At 69.7% G+C, this 16,825-nt stretch carries 14 protein-coding genes; 11 read left to right on the top strand and 3 right to left on the bottom strand.

Going from position 1 to position 16,825, the window contains the following annotated elements:
• Window positions 1-135 precede the first annotated feature (135 nt).
• From gap to OG975_RS11725, 8 genes are all read left to right on the top strand, one after another.
• Window positions 136-1,146 carry a type I glyceraldehyde-3-phosphate dehydrogenase gene (gene gap / locus OG975_RS11760; protein ID WP_406329064.1) on the top strand — a complete coding sequence of 337 codons (1,011 nt, stop codon included), beginning with the start codon at window positions 136-138 and terminating at the stop codon, window positions 1,144-1,146.
• Between the two features lie 128 nt (window positions 1,147-1,274).
• Window positions 1,275-2,486 carry a phosphoglycerate kinase gene (locus OG975_RS11755; RefSeq protein ID WP_406329063.1) on the top strand — a complete coding sequence of 404 codons (1,212 nt, stop codon included), beginning with the start codon at window positions 1,275-1,277 and terminating at the stop codon, window positions 2,484-2,486.
• Window positions 2,487-2,492: 6 nt separating this feature from the next.
• Window positions 2,493-3,269: a triose-phosphate isomerase gene (gene tpiA, locus OG975_RS11750; protein ID WP_327427857.1), complete on the top strand. Its 777-nt coding sequence runs from the start codon at window positions 2,493-2,495 to the stop codon at window positions 3,267-3,269.
• A gap of 141 nt (window positions 3,270-3,410) precedes the next feature.
• Complete coding sequence (gene secG, locus OG975_RS11745) at window positions 3,411-3,641, top strand: preprotein translocase subunit SecG (RefSeq protein WP_102907469.1); 231 nt, start codon at window positions 3,411-3,413, stop codon at window positions 3,639-3,641.
• A gap of 236 nt (window positions 3,642-3,877) precedes the next feature.
• Complete coding sequence (locus tag OG975_RS11740) at window positions 3,878-4,213, top strand: RNA polymerase-binding protein RbpA (protein WP_078615979.1); 336 nt, start codon at window positions 3,878-3,880, stop codon at window positions 4,211-4,213.
• A 227-nt stretch (window positions 4,214-4,440) separates the two neighbouring features.
• A complete protein-coding gene (locus OG975_RS11735; RefSeq protein ID WP_406329062.1) occupies window positions 4,441-5,709 on the top strand; it encodes an MFS transporter in 1,269 nt (422 codons plus the stop codon).
• A 72-nt stretch (window positions 5,710-5,781) separates the two neighbouring features.
• Window positions 5,782-7,434, top strand: a complete 1,653-nt coding sequence (gene pgi, locus OG975_RS11730) for a glucose-6-phosphate isomerase (RefSeq protein ID WP_406329061.1) — start codon at window positions 5,782-5,784, stop codon at window positions 7,432-7,434.
• A gap of 117 nt (window positions 7,435-7,551) precedes the next feature.
• Complete coding sequence (locus tag OG975_RS11725) at window positions 7,552-8,478, top strand: hypothetical protein (RefSeq protein ID WP_406329060.1); 927 nt, start codon at window positions 7,552-7,554, stop codon at window positions 8,476-8,478.
• Between the two features lie 6 nt (window positions 8,479-8,484).
• Here the strand turns inward: OG975_RS11725 and OG975_RS11720 are convergent, their stop codons facing one another.
• The 3 genes from OG975_RS11720 to OG975_RS11710 form a co-directional block, all read right to left on the bottom strand.
• Window positions 8,485-10,776 (bottom strand): ABC transporter permease, encoded by a 2,292-nt coding sequence (locus tag OG975_RS11720; protein WP_406329059.1) that lies wholly within the window; start codon window positions 10,774-10,776, stop codon window positions 8,485-8,487.
• A gap of 99 nt (window positions 10,777-10,875) precedes the next feature.
• Window positions 10,876-11,646 carry an ABC transporter ATP-binding protein gene (locus OG975_RS11715; protein WP_406329058.1) on the bottom strand — a complete coding sequence of 257 codons (771 nt, stop codon included), beginning with the start codon at window positions 11,644-11,646 and terminating at the stop codon, window positions 10,876-10,878.
• Window positions 11,643-12,158: a PadR family transcriptional regulator gene (locus OG975_RS11710; RefSeq protein WP_406329057.1), complete on the bottom strand. Its 516-nt coding sequence runs from the start codon at window positions 12,156-12,158 to the stop codon at window positions 11,643-11,645. The genes OG975_RS11715 and OG975_RS11710 overlap by 4 nt, the downstream gene beginning before the upstream one ends.
• Window positions 12,159-12,312: 154 nt before the next feature.
• On the opposite strand from OG975_RS11710, the gene OG975_RS11705 reads away from it, so the two are divergent.
• From OG975_RS11705 to OG975_RS11695, 3 genes are all read left to right on the top strand, one after another.
• The gene (locus OG975_RS11705; RefSeq protein WP_406329056.1) at window positions 12,313-13,587 is read left to right on the top strand and encodes an ABC transporter substrate-binding protein; all 1,275 of its coding nucleotides are present in this window, start codon (window positions 12,313-12,315) and stop codon (window positions 13,585-13,587) included.
• A gap of 162 nt (window positions 13,588-13,749) precedes the next feature.
• Window positions 13,750-15,423: a glycoside hydrolase family 13 protein gene (locus tag OG975_RS11700; protein WP_406329055.1), complete on the top strand. Its 1,674-nt coding sequence runs from the start codon at window positions 13,750-13,752 to the stop codon at window positions 15,421-15,423.
• Window positions 15,424-15,496: 73 nt separating this feature from the next.
• On the top strand, window positions 15,497-16,822 hold the full coding sequence (locus OG975_RS11695; RefSeq protein WP_406329054.1) for an ABC transporter substrate-binding protein: 1,326 nt from the start codon (window positions 15,497-15,499) through the stop codon (window positions 16,820-16,822).
• Window positions 16,823-16,825: the final 3 nt, after the last annotated feature.

Raw genomic sequence — 16,825 nt, 5'->3', positions numbered from 1 at the left:
GGAACACCCTGCCGTGTATGGGGCATCTGGATGTCACTCCAGGAGCCTCAGGGAGGTAGGGTCGTAGGCGGTCGGGGACATCCCATACAAACTCGCCGGCATCTGAGTCGGCGTACCTAACGAGGAGATCGGTTCGTGACGATCCGCGTAGGCATCAACGGCTTTGGCCGCATCGGTCGTAACTACTTCCGCGCGCTGCTGGAGCAGGGTGCTGACATCGAGATCGTGGCTGTCAACGACCTGGGTGACACCGCGACCACCGCTCACCTGCTCAAGTACGACACCATCCTGGGCCGCCTCAAGGCCGAGGTGTCGCACACCGCCGACACGATCACCGTCGACGGCCACACCATCAAGGTGCTCTCCGAGCGCAACCCCGCCGACATCCCGTGGGGCGACCTGGGCGTCGACATCGTCATCGAGTCGACCGGCATCTTCACCAAGAAGGCCGACGCCGCGAAGCACATCGCCGGCGGCGCCAAGAAGGTCCTCATCTCGGCTCCGGCCAAGGACGAGGACATCACCATCGTGATGGGCGTCAACCAGGACAAGTACGACGCGGTCAACCACCACGTCATCTCCAACGCCTCCTGCACCACCAACTGTGTGGCGCCGATGGCCAAGGTTCTCGACGAGAACTTCGGCATCGTCAAGGGCCTGATGACGACGGTCCACGCGTACACGAACGACCAGCGCATCCTGGACTTCCCGCACTCGGACCTGCGCCGCGCCCGCGCCGCCGCCGAGAACATCATCCCGACCACGACGGGTGCCGCCAAGGCCACCGCCCTGGTCCTCCCGCAGCTCAAGGGCAAGCTGGACGGCATCGCCATGCGCGTCCCGGTCCCGACCGGTTCGGCCACCGACCTGGTTGTCGAGCTGCAGCGCGAGGTCACCAAGGACGAGGTCAACGCCGCGTTCAAGAAGGCCGCCGAGGACGGCGACCTCAAGGGCTACCTGTCGTACACCGAGGACCCGATCGTCTCCTCGGACATCGTCAGCGACCCGTCCTCCTGCACCTTCGACTCCTCCCTGACCATGGTCCAGGAGGGGAACTCGGTGAAGATCCTCGGCTGGTACGACAACGAGTGGGGTTACTCCAACCGCCTCGTCGACCTCACGGTCTTCGTCGGCGGCCAGCTCTAAGTCCCAGAGCAGGCACCTCGATGTGAGCCAGGGCTCGGGCAGCGCAAAGCCGCGCTGTCCGGGCCCTGTGCTACGTACTGATCGATCAGCCCTCTCGGATCTGAAGAGCCTTCCCTAGGAGTCCCTTTATGAAGACGATCGACGAACTTCTCGCCGAAGGCGTGAACGGCAAGCGGGTCTTCGTCCGCGCCGACCTGAACGTGCCGCTGGCCGAAGGCCTCATCACCGACGACGGCCGCATCCGCGCCGTCCTGCCGACCGTCAAGGCGCTGGCCGGGGCCGGCGCCAAGGTGGTCGTCGCCTCGCACCTGGGCCGCCCCAAGGGCGCCCCGGACCCGGCCTTCTCCCTGCTTCCCGCCGCCGAGCGCCTCGGGGAACTCCTCGGCGCGCCCGTCGCGTTCGCCCAGGACACCGTCGGCCCCGCCGCCCACGACGCCGTGAACGGTCTGGAGCCCGGCCAGGTCGCGGTCATCGAGAACCTGCGCTTCAACGCGGGTGAGACGGCCAAGGACGACACCGAGCGCGGTGAGTTCGCCGACCGGCTCGCGGCCCTGGCCGATGTCTACGTAGGCGACGGTTTCGGCGCCGTGCACCGCAAGCACGCCTCCGTGTACGACCTCCCGGCGCGCCTTCCGCACTACGCGGGCTACCTCATCGCCACCGAGGTCGGCGTCCTGAAGAAGCTCACCGAGGACGTCAAGCGCCCCTACGTGGTCGCGCTCGGCGGCGCCAAGGTCTCCGACAAGCTCGCCGTCATCGACCAGCTGCTCGGCAAGGCCGACCGTCTGCTCATCGGCGGCGGCATGGCGTACACCTTCCTCAAGGCCCAGGGTCACGAGATCGGTATCTCCCTCCTCCAGGAGGACCAGATCCCGGCCGTCAAGGAGTACATCGAGCGGGCGGAGAAGAACGGCGTCGAGCTGGTCCTCCCCGTCGACGTGGTGGTCTCGACCGGGTTCCCGGACCTGACGGCCAAGGCGCCCACCAACCCCACGACGGTCGCCGCGGACGCCATGCCCGCCGACCAGATGGGCCTGGACATCGGTCCGGAGTCCCGCAAGCTGTACGCATCGAAGCTCGCCGACGCGGCCACCGTCTTCTGGAACGGCCCGATGGGCGTCTTCGAGCACCCCGACTACGCCGAGGGCACCAAGACGGTCGCCCAGGCCCTTCTCGACTCCCCGGCCTTCACGGTCGTCGGCGGTGGCGACTCCGCCGCGGCCGTACGCATCCTGGGCTTCGACGAGACGGCATTCGGCCACATCTCGACCGGCGGCGGCGCCTCCCTCGAATACCTCGAGGGCAAGACGCTCCCCGGCCTCGCCGCACTGGAGGACTGACCCCGCATGACCACTCGCACGCCGCTGATGGCGGGCAACTGGAAGATGAACCTCAACCACCTCGAGGCCATCGCCCACGTCCAGAAGCTCGCCTTCGCCCTGGCCGACAAGGACTACGACGCCTGTGAGGTCGCCGTCCTGCCGCCCTTCACCGACCTGCGCTCCGTGCAGACCCTGGTCGACGGCGACAAGCTCAAGATCAAGTACGGCGCCCAGGACGTCTCGGCGCACGACTCCGGCGCGTACACCGGCGAGATCTCCGGTTCGATGCTGGCCAAGCTGAAGTGCACGTACGTGGCGATCGGGCACTCCGAGCGCCGCCAGTACCACGCCGAGACCGACGAGATCGTCAACGCCAAGGTCAAGGCCGCGTACAAGCACGGCCTGACCCCGATCCTGTGCGTCGGCGAGGAGCTGGAGGTCCGCGAGGCGGGCAACCACGTCTCGCACACGCTCGCGCAGGTCGAGGGCGGTCTCAAGGACCTCCCGGCCGAGCAGGCCGAGTCGATCGTGATCGCTTACGAGCCCGTCTGGGCCATCGGCACCGGCAAGGTCTGCGGCGCCGACGACGCCCAGGAGGTCTGCGCGGCGATCCGCGGCAAGCTCGCCGAGCTGTACTCGCAGGAGCTGGCCGACCAGGTCCGCATCCAGTACGGCGGCTCCGTGAAGTCCGGGAACGTCGCCGAGATCATGGCGAAGCCCGACATCGACGGCGCCCTGGTCGGCGGCGCCTCGCTGGACGCCGACGAGTTCGTCAAGATCGTCCGGTTCCGCGACCAGTGAGCCGAGCAGTGAGTAGGCGGTAGCGGCGATCCGTCGTACCCTTGCGGGGGTCTGGTGCGCTTATCCATGTGCGGCTCCGCCGCGTGGCCACCGGGCCCCCGTCGTCGATCCAGATCCGAGGAAGTTGGTCCAGCCGTGGTTATGGGGTTCTCGATCGCCCTCATCGTCTTCAGCCTGCTGCTGATGCTGCTGGTGCTGATGCACAAGGGCAAGGGCGGCGGCCTCTCCGACATGTTCGGTGGCGGCATGCAGTCGTCCGTCGGTGGCTCCTCGGTCGCCGAGCGCAACCTCGACCGCATCACCGTGGTGATCGGTCTGCTCTGGTTCGCGTGCATTATCGTGCTCGGCATCCTGATGAAGGTCAACAACTGATCACCGGCTGACATCGGTACGGCAGCACAACTGCACATTACGCAAGCACATTCCGCACGTAAGGCCCCATGTCCGGTACGCGCCCGCAGGCGCGGCCTATCATGGGGCTTGCGTCTAGGGGCGGGGGTGTAACTCCAATCACTGGACGCGCGTTGGGCCTTACGTAGACTGAGGCGCTCGCAGCGAAGCGTCACGCCGACTCGCTTCGCGGCACCATCACGCAGGGAGTTACGACCGTGGCAAGTGGCAACGCGATCCGAGGAAGCCGGGTCGGGGCGGGGCCGATGGGCGAGGCCGAGCGCGGCGAGTCCGCACCCCGGCTGCGCATCTCCTTCTGGTGCTCCAACGGGCACGAGACGGTCCCCAGCTTCGCCAGCGACGCGCAGGTTCCCGAGACCTGGGACTGCCCGCGCTGCGGCTTCCCCGCAGGACAGGACCGGGACAACCCGCCGGACCCGCCGCGCACCGAGCCGTACAAGACGCACCTCGCGTACGTACGGGAGCGGCGCAGTGACGCGGACGGCGAGGCGATCCTCGCCGAGGCGCTCGCCAAACTGCGGGGCGAAATCTAGAAGTTGAGAACCGGCCGGGCACCGAGGGGTGCCTGGCCGGAGCTGTATCGCACGGTTGTCGCGGGGCGTACGGGCGTGCGCCCTTGCGCGGTCGTGCCGGCCGGAGCTGTCTCGCGCGCGGATTTCCGTGCCGTGACTGGATCCCGCGCCCATGCCCGGCTGCGCGGCGGCCGATTGTCAGTGGTGCCCTCTACGGTTCTTGAAGTGGCGGAACCAGAGGGGGCGTTGTGACGACGGCTGAAGTGGCGGGCGTGCGGGCGCCCGCGTGGCGCGGGGGATTCGGGCGGCTGTGGACCGCGGCCCTGGTGTCGCGGTTCGGGGACGCCCTGCGCACCGCCGCGCTTCCGCTGCTCGCCGTGCGGCTCACCGACGATCCGCTCGTCATCGCCTCCGTGACGGCCTGCGGCTATCTCCCGTGGCTTCTCTTCGGGCTGCTGGGCGGGGCGCTCGCCGACCGCGTGGACCAGCGGCGGGCGATGTGGGCCGTGGACACGGTACGCGGCGCACTGGTGGCCTCCTTCGCCCTGGCCGTCGGCTTCGGGCACGCGTCGATCGCCCTGCTGATCACCCTCGCCTTCACCTTGACCACCCTCCAGACCCTCTTCGACAACGCGGCCACGGCCCTGCTGCCGTCACTGGTGGACAAAGAAGTCCTCGGCAGCGCCAACGCCAGACTGATGACCGGCCAGCGGCTCGCCGGAGGGCTGCTCGCGGGTCCCTTCGTGCCGCTGCTGCTGACCGTCGGGGCAGCCATGCCGTTCACGGCGGACGCGGCCACCTATCTGCTCGCCGCCGCGCTGGTGGCCTCACTGCGGATCCGGGCGCCCGAGCGGGAGCCCCGGCCGGCTGGGAGCACGCTGCGCGCCGAGATAGCCGAGGGACTGCGCGCGCTGTGGCGCGACCGGGTACTGCGGGCGACGTGCACGGCCACCCTGCTGTGCAACATCGGCATGGGCGCGCTCATCGCCACCCTGGTGCTGCACGTGACGCGCTGGCTGCATGCGGGGAACGCGGGATACGCGGCGGCGATGACGTCGTACTCGACGGGCAGCTTCTGCGGCGGCTTCGTCGCCCAGCGTGTCGCGCGCCGGTTCGGGCGGGCCCGCAGCCTGCTGCTGGGCGGATCCGTCCAGACGGCGTCGCTGCTCCTGATGGGCACCGTCCGTCACCTGGGCGCCCTCATCGTGGGTATGGCGCTGCTCGGACTGATGAACATGGTCTGGAACGTCAACCAGGTCACGCTGATGCAGCAGCGCAGCCCCGCGGACATGGTCGGCCGCATCAGCTCCGCGTTCCGTACGGCCTCCACCTCCGGGGCCCCGCTCGGCGCCCTCCTGGGCGGCGCGGTGGCGGGGGCGTACGGGCTGAACGGGCCCGCGCTGCTGGCGGCCGTGCTCTTCACGTTCGCCGTCATCTCGCTGATACCCGCGCTCAAGCCGGACGTATCTGTTGTTGAGCCGGACGACGGCGTGACGACAGCTCGCGTCAAGCCCTGATCAATTAGGTTGGGACCGGCAGCGGGGCAAGGTACGCAGCAGCACAGGCAGGAAAGAAGGCGGAAGTCCGAGATGAACGCAGACAGCCGTACCAGGCTCAACCAGACGCCCGAGTGGACCGCTCTGGCCAAGCACCGCGAGGAGTTCGCGGACACCCATCTGCGGGACCTGTTCGCGGCCGATCCCGGGCGCGGCTCCGGCTACACACTTCAGGTCGGCGATCTGCACGTCGACTACTCCAAGCACCTGGTCACCGACGAGACGCTGCGGCTGCTGCGCGAGCTGGCCGCGGCGACCGACGTCTTCGGGCTGCGGGACGCCATGTTCCGGGGCGAGAAGATCAACGTCACCGAGGACCGCGCGGTGCTGCACACCGCGCTGCGCGCCCCGCGCGGCGCCGTGATCGAGGTCGACGGGGAGAACGTGGTCCCCGCGGTGCACGCGGTGCTCGACAAGATGGGCGACTTCGCCGAGCGCGTCCGCTCCGGCGCATGGACCGGGCACACCGGCAAGCGCATCAAGAACGTCGTCAACATCGGCATCGGCGGTTCCGACCTCGGTCCGGCGATGGCGTACGAGGTGCTGCGCTCGTTCACGGACCGGGATCTGACGGTCCGGTTCGTGTCGAACGTGGACGGCGCCGATCTGCACGAGGCCGTGCGGGACCTGGACGCGGCCGAGACGCTGTTCATCATCGCCTCGAAGACGTTCACCACGATCGAGACGATCACCAACGCGACCTCCGCGCGCGACTGGCTGCTGACCGAGCTGAGAGCCGGTCAGGACGCCGTCGCGAAGCACTTCGTGGCACTGTCGACGAATGCCGAGAAGGTGTCGGACTTCGGCATCGACACGGCCAACATGTTCGGGTTCTGGGACTGGGTCGGCGGGCGCTACTCGTACGACTCGGCGATCGGCCTGTCCTTGATGATCGCCATCGGCCCGAACCACTTCCGGGAGATGCTCAACGGGTTCCTTCTCGTCGACGAGCACTTCCGCACGGCTCCCGCCGAGTCCAACGTGCCGCTGCTGCTGGGCCTGCTGGGTATCTGGTACGGCAACTTCCACGACGCCCAGTCGCACGCCGTACTGCCCTACTCGCACTACCTTTCCAAGTTCACGGCGTACTTGCAGCAGCTGGACATGGAGTCCAACGGCAAGTCGGTGGACCGTGACGGTCGTGCGGTGGAGTGGCAGACCGGGCCGGTCGTGTGGGGTACGCCGGGCACCAACGGGCAGCACGCCTATTACCAACTCATCCACCAGGGCACCAAGTTGATCCCGGCCGACTTCATCGGCTTCGCCGAGCCGGTCGCCGATCTGCTGCCGGGGCTGGTCGCCCAGCACGACCTGCTGATGGCGAACTTCTTCGCGCAGACGCAGGCCCTCGCCTTCGGCAAGACACCGGACGAGGTGCGCTCCGAGGGGGTGCCCGAGGAGCTGGTGCCCCATAAGACGTTCCAGGGCAACCACCCGACGACCACGATCCTCGCGCGCGAGCTGACCCCGTCGGTGCTGGGCCAGTTGGTCGCCCTCTACGAACACAAGGTGTTCGTCCAGGGCGCCGTGTGGAACATCGACTCCTTCGACCAGTGGGGCGTCGAGCTCGGCAAGGTCCTCGCCAAGCGTGTCGAGCCGGCGCTGACGGACGGCGCGGACGTGCCGGGTCTCGACGAGTCGACGAAGGCACTTGTCGCCAAGTACCGGGAGCTGCGCGGCCGGTAGGAGGACGCGGGTATGGGAAGCGGGCGGCGGGAGTCCGTCCGCTTCCCGTAAAATCCCCGACGATCACGCGACGACGACTCGGGGGAGCGGAAGTTGGCCGGTACGCGCGGGAACTGGATGAGCGGCAGGCTGACGGTGCGATCGATCCTGCAGCCGAAACAGGTGGCGCAGGCGTTGTACCACCCGGCGTGGATCCCGGAGTCGGTCGATCCGTCCGTGGATCGGCTCAAGAAGGCACGCATTATCGCCGGAGCGGTCGCGGCCTTCGGCGTGTACACCTTCGTGCAGCGCAAGTTCAACTTCGAAGAAGTGCTGGAGAACATGCTGACGGCGTCCGTCGTCGTGCTGTTCATCACGCCGCTGACGGTCGGCGTGATGCTCTTCGTGTGGCGGCGCACCGGGACCGTCCGCCAGATGCGGGTGCCGCTCGTCAACGCGCTCAAGCTGCTGCTGTTCTTCATCGGCTCGGTCGTCGGGTTGGTGTTCCTGTGGCAGGCGACGACGGTGCTCGGCGGCTTCTGGCTGGTGCCGCTCGGCTTCACGGCGCTCTGGCTGACCGGCATGGTGGCCTACGGGGCGGTGCAGGTGTCCGGGAACTTCTTCGGTACGGCCGCCGTCCACCGGTGCCTGCCACCGCTGCTCGCCACGGTGACGACATGGCTGATGGCGCTCCCGGACCTGCTCACGGGCGACCTGCACGGGCTCAGCTTCAAGATGGGCATCGTCTTCATCCTGGGCGCGCCGGTGACGGTCACGGCCATAGCGGTCCTGGAGATGAACCGGCTCCGCCGCCGGTACGGGATCCGACTGGGCGCCCATCCAGCGACACTGCCGACGCCGCGGCCCGCGCAACCGCCCGCGTACCCACCGCCCAACGGGTTCGTGCCGCCGCCGGGGAACCCGTATCCGCCGGGGAATCCGTACACCCCGTACCCGCCACAAGGACATCCGTACGCCCCGTACCCGCCGGGCAACCCCTATGGGCCGGGGACACCGCAGAACCCGTCCCCGTACCCCTACGGCCAAGGACCGTACGGTTCCTGACCGGGCTCAGGCCACCGCGCTGAGCGTGTCCGCCAGTCGCCGTCGGGCCGCTCGCGCCGCGGGCAGGGCGGCCAGTGCGGCGGCGCCCAGCACGGCGGCCGTGCCGAACAGCAGGAGAAGCACGGGGGACGGCCCCTGGGCGATACCGGCCCCGATGCCGTTCGACCTGCCCTGAGAGTCGATCAGCCAGTGCGCGAGGGGCACCCCCAGCGCCGTACCCACGAGGACCGCTGCCAGGGCCGTGCACCCCGTCGCCGTCACGGTGACCGCGGTGATCTGCCGCGGAGTCAGCCCGATCGCCTTCAGCGCCAGCAGATCCCGCTCGCCCTCGCGCACGGTGCCGCCGATCGCGGTGAGCAGCTCGATGAGCCCGATCAGGGCCAGTACGGCGATCAGCCCCACGACGACCCCGCGCAGTGGCGAGAGCCCGTCGGCCGGGTTGGTCACGGTGTGCACGTCGAAGCGTCCGTGCGCGGCTGTCGCCAGCTCGGTGGCCACCTTGTGCGGGTCGGCGCCGGGACGCAGCTGGAGCTGGTAGAGGGTCGGCCGGAGGTCGGGGTCGTCCTCGCGGAGGGTGTCGAGCGAGGTCGAGATGACCCGGCCGCCGTTCTCCGGCTCGATGCTGCGGCCCACGATGTGCAGGATCTGCGGCTGTTCGCCCACCGTGATCCGCACCCAGTCGCCGACGTGGACGTCCATCAGGTCGAGCAGCCCCTGACCGGCCACCGCCTCGTCGGGTCCGCGCGCGGGGCGGCCCTCGGCCAGCGAGAACGGGTACGGATCCTGGTGGGTGCCGAGCCCGCGCAGCGCGAACGTGCCCGTCTGGCCGGGGACCAGGGCGGCCACCTCGACGCCCGGGTGGACGTCGGTGACCTGCGGGTTCTTGGCCAGCAGGGCTCGTACGTCCGCATCGCTCAGGTTCTCGTCCGCCCGCACCGTGAGCGCGGCCGCGAGACCGATCTGCTCGGGCCTGCTGTGGAAGCGGTCGATGGTGGTCCACGCGCTCATGGCCACCACGATCAGCAGCAGCGGCAGCGCGAGCCGGGCGATCGTGGCCAGCGAGCGCGGCCGTCGTGTGAACGCCTTGTGCCAGCCCAGGACCAGCGCGGACGGCAGCCGCAGCCCGAGCGCCCCGCGCGCCAGGCCCGACAGCCGCCCGCCGAGCGGCGCCGCGGCCCGCAACCCGGGCACCGGCGGCACCCGTCCGGCGCGCCAGGCCGCGAGTCCTGTCGTCGCGGCGATGAAGAGCATCGCCGCCACGGGTATCGCGAAGAGAGCCGCCGTGTGCCCAGGGAGCCCCTGCCACACACCGACCGCGTCGCCGAGACGCCCCGGAACCCGGCTGCCCAGCGTCTCGCAGAGCGCGGTGGCCAGCACGGCGCCCAGCAGCGCGAACGCCACGTGCTGGAGCAGGAAGATCCGCACCACCTGGCCGGGCGTGAAACCGATCGCCTTCAGCACCGAGATGTCCCGTAGATGGCCGCGGATACGGGTGCCGATCGCGCCGTGCACGGCGAGCGCGGCGGCGAGCAGCGCGCCGAGGCCGAACAGGCCCAGTACCTGCCCCAGCAGCCGGTTGTCGCCCTGGGCCTCGGCCCGCGCCTGCTGCCAGTGGGAGACCTCGGTGACCGCTCCGGCGCCCAGGAGGGTGACGGCCCGCTGGACGGCGTAGTCCGTGTCGCCGGGATCGGTCAGCCGCAGCCCGATCACCTGACCGGTGCGCCCGGCATATCGCTGCACGGCGGACGGCAGCGCCCACACGAGGCCCGAGTGCTCGCCGGGGCTGTAGCGGGGCTCGGCGCTGTCGGTGACGCCCAGGACGGTCAGGGTCCGCGCGGTGCCGGGCACGGTGAGGGTGTCGCCGGGCTCGGCCCACAGCGCCCGGGCGAGGCTGCTCTCCAGCACTACGCCGTCCGGCCTGGCGGGGTCCAGCCAGCGGCCGGAGTCGAGGAGCGGGCGGCCGGTGGCGGGCGGTTCGACGGCGCCGCGCAGTTCGACGGAGGCGCGGGTGCCGCGCGACTCGACGGTGGCGGAGGTGGTGGGGTACGGGCCCGCGACGGACTCGACTCCGTCCAGGTCGGCGAGCCTGTCCGCATCGGCCGACGGGCCGGTGTGGATCCACACGTGCGCGCCGTGCGACTGGGCGAAGACGCGCTGCCAGGGGTTGGTCGCGTACCCGAAGAGCGCCGTGGCCAGCAGCAGCGAGGCGACGATCCCGGCGGTGGCGAGCACGATGAACAGCGCCTCGCCCCGATGCGTGCGCAGATCGGCGTGCGCCCAGCGCAGAGTGGCCCGCATCCCGGCTCAGCCTCTCGGCTCGCGTATGAAGGACCGGTGCATCGGCTGGGGCCCGCGTACGAGGGACGGGTTCATCGGCGGAGGCTTGCGCACAGCGGCTCAGTCCTTCAGTTCCAGCACGCCGGATATCCCCACGCCCCGCGACGGCGTGCCGTCGAGTTCCGCGTCGTCGGCGATGCGGCCGTCGAAGAAGCTGATCACCCGGTCCGCGGAGCTCGCGAGCCGTGCGTCATGGGTGACCAGCACGATGGTCTGGCCGCGCTGGTGAAAGCGGGACAGCAGTCGGGTCACCTCGCGGGTGCCCTTGCTGTCGAGGCTGCCCGCGGGCTCGTCGGCGAGCAGCAGGGGCGGATGGTTGACCAGGGCCCGCGCGAGCGCGACGCGCTGCTGCTCGCCGCCGGACAGCTCGCCCGGCATGCTGCGCTCCTTGCCCTCCAGACCCAGTTCGGCGAGGAGCGTCTCGCGCTCGGCGCGCGCCTGCTTGGGGGAGAGGCCGGCGAGCAGGGCGGGCAGCTCGACGTTGTCGGCGACCGACAGGTTCGACACCAGGTTGAAGAACTGGAAGACGATGCCGATACGGCGCCGGCGTTCGACCGCCCAGCGCGCCTCGCTGTACGCGTCCGTGCACTCGCCGTCCAGCCAGACGCTGCCGGAATCCGGGCGCTGGAGCCCGCCGAGCAGATGCAGCAGGGTCGACTTCCCGGCACCGGACGGACCGGTGACGGCCACGAACTCGCCCTTCCGTACGGAGAGGTCCACGCCACGCACGGCATATGCGGGCGCACCCTCGCCGTAGTGGGTCTTGACCAGGCCCTCGGCGCGCAGCACGGGGGCGTCCTCGATGCGCGGCGAAGGAGCGGTGCGGCTCATTCCTGCTCCTCCAACTCCTCCTGGCAGCGCTCCAGCCAGTCGAGATCGGCCTGCAGATGCAGCATGGCGCCCTCGATGAGCAGCTGGGAGATGCGGTTGTCCCGGTTCTCGGCCGCGGCGAGCTTCGACAGATCGCGCATGGTGTTCAGATACTGGCGCCGCTGCTTGTTGATCAGGGCGATCTGGTCGGCGAGACCGGTCTGCGGTGCGAGCGCGAGCTTCATGAAGAACTCGTCCCGTACGCGCGGCTCGTCCGCCGTCTCCTCGTACCAGGCGCGCAGCGCCTCACGCCCGGCGTCGGTGAGGTGATAGATCTTCTTGTTGGGTCGGCTCGACTGCTCGACTTCCTCGCCCTCGATCAGTCCCGACTTCTCGAGGCGGCCGAGCGTCACATAGATCTGGCCGACGTTCGGCTGAGGGTACGCGGCACCCAGCAGTTGCTCAAGGTCCTGCTTGAGCTCGTAGCCGTGGGCGGGGCCGCGCGCCAGCAGGGCCAGGAGGGACAGCCGCACTCGTGCTCTCCTCCCCGCATCCTTGTCATGTGCCGCAGGCCCACGTGCCCGAGGCCAATGTGCCGCAGGCCCTAGTATCGCCCATACCTAACAGGTATACATGGCCTCTGACTCCGGGCGAAGGTGCCCGGCGCCGGTGTACAGGGAGGAACCTATGCGGTGGATACGCGCCGCCGGTAGGGGCCTCCTGGTCGCGGCGGTGGTCCTGTCCGGTTACGTCGCCTCGGGCGCCCAGACCGACGGGGCGCACGGCGGCGGCCGCGGTCCGCTCACGCTGGCCACCGCCGGTGACCTGACCAACTACCTGGGGCCGCTGCTCGACGGCTGGAACCGCACCCACCCCGGCGAGAAGGTCACCCTCGTCGAACTCCCGGACTCCGCGGACGAGACCCACGCGCAGATGACCACCGACCTGCGCGGCGGCGACCGGAGCCGCTTCGACGTCCTCAACATCGACGTCGCCTGGACCTCGGAGTTCGCCGCCGCGGGCTGGATCTCCCCACTGCCGCGCGACCGTTTCCCGCTCGGCGGCTTCCTGCCGCCGGTCGTCAACACGGCGACGTACGACGGAAGGCTGTACGCCGTCCCGTACGTCACCAACGCCGGACTGCTCCTCTACCGCAAGGACATCCTGGCCAAGGAGGGCGTCGCGCCCCCGCGCACCTGGGCCGAGCTGGAGAAACAGGCGAAGACCATCGCGCCGAAGTACGGACTCGACGGTTACGCGGGCCAGTTCCTGCCCTACGAGGGGCTCACGGTGAACGCCGCCGAGGCGGTCTACTCGGCAGGCGGCACGATCCTCGGTGACGAGGGCGAGCGTGTCACGGTCGACTCCGCGGCGGCCCGCGAGGGCATCGGCTTCCTCGCCCGCGGCGTACGCGACGGCTGGATCCCGAAGAAGGCGCTCACGTACAAGGAGCAGGAGTCCAAACAGGCCTTCCAGGACGGCCACCTCCTCTTCCTGCGCAACTGGCCGTACGCCTACGTCAGCGCCTCCGCCAAGGGATCGGCCGTCGCCGGGAAGGTCGGCGCGGTGCCGCTGCCCGGACCCGACGGGCCGGGGACGAGCGTGCTCGGCGGCTCGAATCTCGCGGTCAACGCGCATGCCCGGCACCCCGACTCCGCGGCGCGCCTGATCGCGTACCTCACCAGCGAGCGGGTGCAGCGGCAGGTCCTCACGCGCGGCGCGCTGCCGCCCGTACGGGCCGACCTCTACCAGGACCCGGAGCTGATCCGGGAGTTCCCGTATCTGCCGACGCTGCGCGCGAGCGTCCGCACGGCGGCTCCGCGTCCCAAGAGCCCCCGCTACGACCAGGTCAGCCTGGCCGTGCAGGCGGTGGTGCACGACGCGCTGACGGGCCATGAGACGCCCGAGGCGGCGGTGCGCCGACTGGCGCGTGAGCTGGCCGACATCTCTCGCCGGGGCTGAGACCTCTTTCCGTCGTGCTCGACGGCTCCTAGTTACATGTTAGGTAACGCGCTCGTCTCATCTTCCACCTCAGCGGGTGGAAAAGTCAGCATATAAAGTCCCAACTTCCGGATACACGAAACCTACTCGTTGACACCCGTGCGACACGCCTACTTAACATGCATGCATAACCGGAGGCACGCACAGACAGGTCAACGGGTGAAGCTCAACACGCACCGCTGGTGGCGCGACGCAGTGATCTACCAGGTGTACGTCCGGAGTTTTCTGGACAGCACCGGGGACGGCATCGGCGATCTCGCCGGAGTCCGGGCCGGACTGCCGTATCTGAAGAAGCTCGGGGTCGACGGCATCTGGCTGAGCCCCTTCTATCCCTCGCCGCAGCACGACCACGGCTACGACGTCGCCGACTACTGCGACGTGGACCCGCTCTTCGGCGATCTCGCCGAGTTCGAGCTGCTGATGACGGACGCCCGGCGCCTCGGTATCAAGGTGCTCCTGGACATCGTCCCCAACCACTGCTCCAGTGAGCACCCGTGGTTCCAGGAGGCGCTGGTCTCGGCGCCGGGCAGCGCGGCCCGCGCCCGCTTCCACTTCGCCGACGGCCGGGGCCCGGACGGGGCCGAGCCGCCCAACAACTGGCACGCCATGTTCGGCGGCCCCGCCTGGAGCCGGGTCACCGAGCAGGACGGCACCCCGGGTCAGTGGTACCTGCACATGTTCACGCCCGAACAGCCCGACCTGAACTGGCGCAACCCCGAGGTCGGCGCCCACTTCGACCACGTACTGCGCTTCTGGCTCGACCGGGGCGTCGACGGCTTCCGCATCGACGTGGCCGCCGGCCTCTACAAGCACCCCGACCTCCCGGACTCGCCCGACCCAGAGGCCGACGCCCGCACCCGCGACTCGGTCAACCCGCTCGCCTGGAACCAGCCCGAGGTGCACGACGTCTGGCGCCACTGGCGGTCGGTGTGCGAGGAGTACACCGCCCGCGACAGCCAGGAACGGCTGCTCGTCGGCGAGGTCTCCGTGCCGACCGCCCGCGAACACGCCCAGTACGTACGCCACGACGAGCTGCACCAGGCCTTCTTCTTCGACCTGCTCAGCGCCCCCTGGAACGCCGACGCCTTCCGCAAGGTCATCTCGGAGGCCATGCAGGACATCGCCGGCACCGGCTCCACAGTCACCTGGGTGCTCAACAATCACGACCAGGTCCGCACGGTCACCCGCTACGGCGAACTCGGCACCGAGGGCAGCGGCCTGGGCGCCGCCCGCGCCCGCGCCGCCGCACTGCTGATGCTGGCGCTGCCCGGAGCCGCGTACATCTACCAGGGTGAGGAGCTCGGACTGCCCGAGGTCGTCGACCTGCCCGACGACGTGCTCACCGACCCGATCTTCCGCAGGACCGGCAGCCGCGCCCGGATCCGCGACGGCTGCCGGGTGCCGCTGCCGTGGTCGGGGCACGCCTCGCCGTTCGGCTTCACCTCGGGCGTCGAGAGTGCCAAGCCGTGGCTGCCGCAGCCCGCCTACTTCGCCGAGTACGCCACCGACCGCGCCCTCGCCGACACCCGCTCCTTCTGGCACCTCTACCGCGACGGACTCCAACTGCGCGCCGGACTGCCCCAGTTGGGCGAGGGCGCGCTGCGCTGGCTGGACACCCAGCCCGGCGTCCTCGGCTTCGTCCGCGGCGACGGCCTGGTCTGCGCCGTCAACTTCGGTACGGCCCCGATGCCCGCGCCGGTCTCCGGCACCCCCCTGCTGTCCAGCGGCCCCTGCGCGCCCGGCGTCCTGCCCGGCTCGACGGCCGCCTGGTGGATCAGCGACTGCACCAATCCCTGAGCCCACCCCTCCTGATAGCCACGCCCTCTCCTGATTGCCCGTCAATTCCCATGCCCTCGAAGGGACATCAACGATGATGCGACGACGTACGACCCTGCTCGCGAGCTGCACCGCCCTCGCCCTGGCCCTCGGCGCGACCGCCTGCGGAGGCGGCCCCGTCTCCGCAGGCGGTGGCGGCAAGTCGCTCAGCGGCCAGACGATCACCGTGGCCGGTGTCTGGTCCGGCAGTGAGCAGAAGAACTTCCAGAAGGTCCTGGACGCCTTCAGCGAGAAGACCGGCGCCAAGACCCAGTTCATGTCCACCGGCGACAACGTCTCCACCGTCGTCGGCAGCAAGATCGAGGGCGGCAACGCCCCCGACGTGGTGATGGTCCCGCAGGTCGGCGTGCTCCAGCAGTTCGCGAAGGAGGGCTGGCTCAAGCCGCTGTCCAAGACCACCCAGCAGTCCGTGGACAGCAACTACGCGAGCGTGTGGAAGAACTACGGCAGCGTCGACGGCACCCTGTACGGCCTCTACTTCAAGGCCGCCCACAAGTCGACCGTCTGGTACAGCCCCGACGCCCTCGACCAGGCGGGCGTCAAGCCGCCGACCACGTACGACGCGATGCTGAAGGCCGGGCACACCGTCTCCGAGTCGGGCCTCGCGGCCTTCTCCGTCGCCGGACAGGACGGCTGGACGCTCACCGACTGGTTCGAGAACATCTACCTCTCCCAGGCCGGACCCGAGAAGTACGACGCCCTGGCCGCCCACAAGATCAAGTGGACCGACCCGACCGTGGTCGACGCCCTCACCACCCTCGGCAAGCTCTTCAAGGACAAGCAGCTGGTGGCCGGCGGCCAGAAGGAGGCGCTGAACACCGACTTCCCCGGCTCCGTCGAGAAGGTCTTCGGGCCCAAGCCCGAGGCCGGCATGGTCTACGAGGGCGACTTCGTGGCCGGGGTCGCCAAGGACCAGTTCGGCAAGAAGATCGGCGAGGATGCCAACTTCTTCCCCTTCCCCGCGGTCGGCGACGGCAAGGCGCCCGTGGTCAGCGGCGGCGACGCGGCCGTCGTCCTGAAGGACGGCAAGAACCAGAAGGCCGCCCAGAAGTTCCTGGAGTACCTGGCGACCCCCGAAGCGTCGGCGGTCTGGGCCGAGGCGGGCGGCTTCCTCTCCCCGAACAAGAAGCTCGCCCTCTCCTCCTATGGCGACGACGTCACCCGCGAGACCGCCAAGTCCCTGGTCGCCGCCGGGGATTCGGTCCGCTTCGACATGTCCGACCAGGCCCCGGCCGCGTTCGGCGGCACCAAGGGCGCCGGCGAGTGGAAGATCCTCCAGGACTTCCTGCGCGACCCGTCCGACCCGAAGGGGACCGCGGCCGAGCTCGAGAGCGCGGCGGCCAAGGCGTACCAGGGCTGATCA

The sequence above is a fragment of the Streptomyces sp. NBC_00203 genome (assembly GCF_045206325.1).
Taxonomy (GTDB): Bacteria; Actinomycetota; Actinomycetes; order Streptomycetales; family Streptomycetaceae; genus Streptomyces; species Streptomyces lutosisoli.
Note: the sequence above shows the minus strand (reverse complement) of the source record. Positions and strands in the feature narration are given on the sequence as shown.